The sequence below is a fragment of the Pedobacter sp. 05L430 genome, from assembly GCF_056397585.1.
In genome coordinates this window covers 1-5,728 of record NZ_JBFTNT010000275.1, presented here as the reverse complement: position 1 = coordinate 5,728, position 5,728 = coordinate 1, and the positions used below count along the sequence as shown (strand labels likewise).

The 5,728-nt window shown below is 35.8% G+C and carries 5 protein-coding genes; 1 reads left to right on the top strand and 4 read right to left on the bottom strand.

Going from position 1 to position 5,728, the window contains the following annotated elements:
- Window positions 1–281 precede the first annotated feature (281 nt).
- The gene (locus tag AC1DG9_RS22310; protein ID WP_172660267.1) at window positions 282–923 is read left to right on the top strand and encodes a DUF47 domain-containing protein; all 642 of its coding nucleotides are present in this window, start codon (window positions 282–284) and stop codon (window positions 921–923) included.
- Window positions 924–983: 60 nt separating this feature from the next.
- Here the strand turns inward: AC1DG9_RS22310 and AC1DG9_RS22305 are convergent, their stop codons facing one another.
- The 4 genes from AC1DG9_RS22305 to AC1DG9_RS22290 form a co-directional block, all read right to left on the bottom strand.
- On the bottom strand, window positions 984–2,153 hold the full coding sequence (locus AC1DG9_RS22305; protein ID WP_337718209.1) for an aldose epimerase family protein: 1,170 nt from the start codon (window positions 2,151–2,153) through the stop codon (window positions 984–986).
- Window positions 2,154–2,805: 652 nt separating this feature from the next.
- Window positions 2,806–3,099: a colicin immunity domain-containing protein gene (locus AC1DG9_RS22300; RefSeq protein WP_394367890.1), complete on the bottom strand. Its 294-nt coding sequence runs from the start codon at window positions 3,097–3,099 to the stop codon at window positions 2,806–2,808.
- Window positions 3,100–3,831: 732 nt separating this feature from the next.
- Window positions 3,832–4,299, bottom strand: a complete 468-nt coding sequence (locus AC1DG9_RS22295; protein WP_288883289.1) for an SRPBCC family protein — start codon at window positions 4,297–4,299, stop codon at window positions 3,832–3,834.
- A 29-nt stretch (window positions 4,300–4,328) separates the two neighbouring features.
- On the bottom strand, window positions 4,329–5,540 hold the full coding sequence (locus AC1DG9_RS22290) for a S41 family peptidase (protein WP_337718207.1): 1,212 nt from the start codon (window positions 5,538–5,540) through the stop codon (window positions 4,329–4,331).
- Between the last annotated feature and the right edge of the window lie 188 nt (window positions 5,541–5,728).

Below are 5,728 nucleotides of genomic sequence, written 5' to 3'. Positions count from 1 at the left end.
AAATATCCCGGTCCAACAAGCGCATTGCAAAGTAGTTCCATACGCTCAATAAATCTTTTCTGATGCATTAATGCCTGTTTAGCTGCATCTGGATTTGAACTACCGTTCCCTTTTTTCTTCTTCTGTTTGCTCATACTTAACTATTGCGATGATCAATTTCTACTAAAATATATAACATGAGTTATAAATGGTAATTTTTAATGTAAACCATTGTTAAATAGCACTTAAACTTCACAATGCGTTAACATTGCAATGATATTTTTGTTAAAAGCAAAAGTACTATGAACTCTGTATTTAATTTTTTTAGTCCTAAAGACAAAACATTTCAACCCATGTTTGAGCAGGCAGGCAACAACCTTGTGCAAATTGCCAAAACGCTTGTTCTTGCAGTAAACACTCCTGATCAGGAAGACAGAAAAGTACACATTAAAGAAATTGCAAGATTGGAACAAGTAGGCGACGATGTTACACATCACATCCTTTTGGGCTTAAGTAAAATATTTATCACCCCGTTTGACCGGGAAGATATACATGCCCTGGCAAGTTCTCTGGATGATATTGCCGATTATATTTATGCAGCAGCCATGAATATGGACTTATACAATCTAAAAAACATAAGCAAGCCAATGATAGAACTGGCCGAACTGCTTTTAGAGATGTGCAAGGATTTAAATATCGCCATAGCTGAACTTAGGAACTTTAAAAACACCAGGCTTATTGCTGAGATATGTATTAAGATTAATAAGGGAGAAAGCACAGCAGATCATATTTGCAATACCGCAGTAGGCAATTTATTTGACCACCAAGCTGATGCTATTGAATTGATTAAACAGAAAGAGGTACTGCAAAGTATGGAAATCGCTTCTGATAAATGCGATGACCTTGCGAACGTATTGGAAACTATTCTTATAAAGAATGCATAATCGTATTAATTAATGAGGGGTTAACACGATCGTGTTAACCCCTCATTAATTACTTACCTTTTACTTACTAAACTTGTAAATAGAAGTTGTTTTATACTGTTGCCCCGGATTTAAAACCGTGGTTGGAAACGCTGGCTGATTCGGAGAATCAGGGAAATGCTGAGTTTCCAAAGCAAGTGCAGTTCTGAAATCATCCTTTGCACCGCCTTTAAATACATTTTTGCCTTGCATAAAGTTACCGCTGTAAAACTGCAACCCTGGCTCTTGAGTATAGATATCCATGATCACACCAGATTTATCACCTTTTACAGTGGCAGCATGGATCATACCTAATCCTTTAGTGCCATTTAACACATAGTTATGATCATAACCTTTACCTGCCTTTAACTGATCGTTAGCTTCTTCAATACGTTTGCCAATAGTTGTAGCAGTTGTAAAATCAAATGGTGTACCTTTTACAGTTACATTTTTACCAAGAGGGATTAAAGTAGTGTCAACCGGAGTATAAAGGTCAGCAAAGATTTGAAGATCGTGGTTTAAAATATCGCCACTACCCTCTCCGTTCAGGTTAAAGAAAGCATGATTGGTTAGGTTAACCACAGTTTTCTTATCTGTAGTAGCCTCATAATCCATTTTCAATTCATTATCATCGTTAAGGCTGTAAGTAACTTTTACTTTCAGGTTTCCAGGGTAACCTTCTTCCATGTCTTTAGACAAGTAAGTAAGTACCAAAGTTTGCGAATCAGGCATTACTGCATCCCAAACTACCGCCTGGAATCCTTTTTTACCACCATGTAAAGTATTTTGTCCGTTGTTAAGCGCCAAAGTATATTGTTTACCATCTAAGCTAAATTTGCCTTTAGCAATCCTGTTACCATAGCGGCCAATTGTAGCACCAAAATAAGGCTCAGTAGAATTCGCAAATCCATCAACACTATCAAACCCTACTACAACATCTACAAGTTTACCATCTTTATCTGGCACAAGCAAACTAACCAGTCTGCCACCATAATTAGTAAAGGCGGCCTGTACATTGTTTTTATTTTTAAGCACATACAGATTGGTTTTTTTACCATCTATTTCCTTTTGGAATTTTGTACTATCCAATTGAACAGTTGCAGCGGTACTATCGGCCTGCGCTACATTCGAATCAACTTTTTTTGGTTCATTACATGCTGTAATTGCAAGTAAAAATATTGCAGCTAAGCCTGGTTTTAATGTTTGCTTCATTTAATATTTGGTTTTAGTTATAATGTGTTGTGTTAATTTCAATAAGCCTAAATTAATGTATTATTTTAAAAGCGCCTTCATAAGTGCAGTATTTTTCAATTAATTCTATCTTTTATACATCATTAGATGAATTCTTTTAAAAGATATAGCAAATGATTTGTAACAGAACAAACCCAGTTTCACTAATAATTGTAATAAAACAAACATTATTTGTTAATTCCACTAAAATTGTTTGTATTGAAATTCGGCCAGAGAAACCAGGATCAGGTTTCGGGAATCCTTTGGGTGTTTAACAGGTATGTGACTGGTGTACACACATATGAAACCCCGGTTTAGCTCCTGTGAGGTTTGGGTGTCAGACCAGTGGCTAATACTCCTCAATTGATGTTAAAAACTTCCAATTGATTACCCAAAAATCGGATGAGTTTTGGCTTGGTTTTAGGTTGAGAAAGTAAGCGTTTTGCGGCTTATAATATAGTCAGTTTTTGCTACACTCTGAGACCGACATTGTTCGTACCTCGTTCGACCAGAGCCGAACATGTAGCGAACCAGAGTGGCACCAGGTTCGAAGCGTTTGAACTAATCAAAAAAAAGGCAAAAAGGTTGAATGTCCGGGCCAAAATTTTACTATGCTTGCATTGTATTTACCGGTTTATTTAAAGGCCTTTAACTTCTTCAAAGCTTCCTCTGCTCTGCTTTTCACTTCACCTTCATTAAAACTGATCAGATTAACATTAACAAAATCATTGCAGTCGTACAAATAATCGAGTGAGTAATCTCTCACATCAAGATAGAGCGTATCTAAAACCTTCCCAATTTTCTCATCAAACTTTCCCGACAACCAATACTCATCCTGAGCCCTAATTTGGACAAATACACTTTCAAATTCAGGAACCTCAATTTTTTCGGAACATAACAATGAAAGCAGATATAAATACTTTTTCAGGTGTATTTTGTCTGATAACTTTATATTAGTGGCTATAACACATTTACCCGACAGAATCAGGAAATTCCAGTTTTAAACTCTGTTGCATAATGGTGTAGAAATTTGCTATCTGTAGTTGAGGTACAAATAATTTGTAACATCTTATTTCCTGCAGCTTATCAGGATTCAATCTTTTTCTCGTTCATGTTCTTAAGGATGAATTTTTAGGCAAAGCATGGCCATTACGAAGAGTTAATTCGTTTTTTAATGCTGTTTTGTTAACTTTCTTGTTGCTTTAAAACAGTAGTCATCCTGAACTCGTTTCAGGACCCCGCACTAGAAAAACTCAATCAGAATGATCGAGAATAAGCGAGTAAAGAATTGCGATACGTATTTCCATATTTAATAATCATGGCTGATATTATATGAAACTTTGAAGGAGGTAGTTAGGGATTTGCTTTATTAATGCAAAAAGCGCGGTACCCAACATATCCGCTAGACTAGGTACTGGTATACCCATAACAACGAATAGTGTGCCCACGCATTTTACACGTGAGTACATTTCACCTATCCCTCTGTTTTTATTTTAAAATTACCAGTTTTTGTCTAACAAAGCACTCGGTGCTAAATGCTCCAACTATTTTGAAGATTTCGCAAAAATATAATATTAGTCCGTTACATACATATCTTGTTTCGACTAACATATATAGGTTTGATTCAAACAAACAAATTAGGACGACAGATTTTTTATATTCACCTACTAATTGTTGTTGGTGGTATTACCTCCAATTGTTTTTCAATAAATTCCTTTATCAACATAATGGTAGTTCTCCAATAAAATTCAAGATGTTTAAATATAGTTTCTGTAGGAAAATTTTCGATTGCTAACGTTAATATCGTCTGGTTTTCTATAGGTGTTAATGTAAATCTTAGGATTGAATAGTTTTGAGGTATGTCCACAAGTCTCGATACAGAGCTAAAATGACTATATTCAAGAACGCTGTTTATGTCATACTGTAAAACGATCCCCTTATTTTCAAACTTTATATGATGAAATCCACTAATAAGAATTGGACCATTAATTTGCCAATCGGTATGAACTTCTATTTCCATTTCCGGCTCTCCCATCCATTGCCTCATTAACATGGGTTGGGTTAAAGTTCCCCATACTATTGCCGGAGAGGCGTTTATTGTAATTGTATTTTCAATTCGATTAGTCATGGTAACTTATTTGTGTTTCAACAATGTTTCTATCGTGCTTTATCAACATAAATCATTGCCTCGTCCATTCCTTTTGCGTAGTTGTTTACGGAGTAAGTAATTGGTATATCTGGCCTCAGAGGCCCATCATATCCCTTCCAGGTTTCCCAGTACCTGGTAGAATAGCCAATAACAATTTTGGTATGAGGTAGCCTAAAACCCCTTACTTCTCCATAATGATTTACGCTCCCACTAGTTGCCTCTCCCAACAAGATTGCTTTAGTGCCCCGCTTAAGCGCTACTGCATTCATTAATGCCGATGAGAAGGTTCGCTTTCCAATGAGTACATAAAACTTCCCCTTAGTGTTTAAATGGCTTTGCTCAATACGTTCAATAAAAGGGGTTAAAATACCCGAATTACCGCCACCATTATCACGCAGATCAATAACAAGGCGTTTAGGCTTATTTTTAATGATCGCAGCAAAGAGTTCATCGTTAAAGGCAGAAAATGGGTATCCCTCTTGCTCCTGGCATTTGTTGTAATTGAAATACAACGTACCAGTTCCTTCATCATAGTTGTACCAGTAATTTCCTTTTTTCTTTTTGGAAAGCAGCATGTTTTTCGCTTCTACCAACGGCAAATTATCGACGTTTGCGCCAGCCACAGATTTAATGACTCGTTGAATCTTTTTACCATTTAGATCGGTGAAATCAAATGTAGTCTCATCTGAATTGCTGGTAATCTGTAAACCTTTCAAAATAAGAGGATTATTAATGAAACGCAAAAAACCTGTGTCAAAGAATGAAGGATTTTCACTTTGTATGATCTCTTTGAAACGACTCATCACCTCATTAATGGCATGTCCATTCACCGCAGTTAGCTGGCAAAGTAGCACGTCAGCATTGGCTGTGTCTGTTGCTGTTACATATATTCCTTCAATAAACTTGTTAAACCTAATAGGTACAACTTTGGTAAAAACCGGTTCTATATGGGTGTGTTCATCGCGAATAGCAACAGTGAGTTTGAAAAGTTCAGTAGTAAATTTCTCATTATCGGAATCTGTTAACCGGGATTTAATTGAAGCTATGTTTTTATCAAAATCTTCTTTACTGATCTTGGCAAACAGATTGATGTGCCGCTTAGACAGCGTATCTTTTAAATATTGCAGATCTTGAAAATAATCGGCTTTTGATAATTGCTGACAAAAACTTAAACCACTTTGAAGTAGTATAACGCAAAGGAGAATTGTTAATCTGATCATGATTGTTTATTTCATTGTATACACCAACAAGACATCTAAAATATTATAATGTTGCATAATGAATATGAAAATTATCCGAGATCTAAAGCATCTCTATTGGTTTTCCATCTACTTTATTATCACTAAAGTCCACACCTATTACACGTTCAAAAAGAAAGCGTTTCTTATTACTATGAAATGCCGGATAC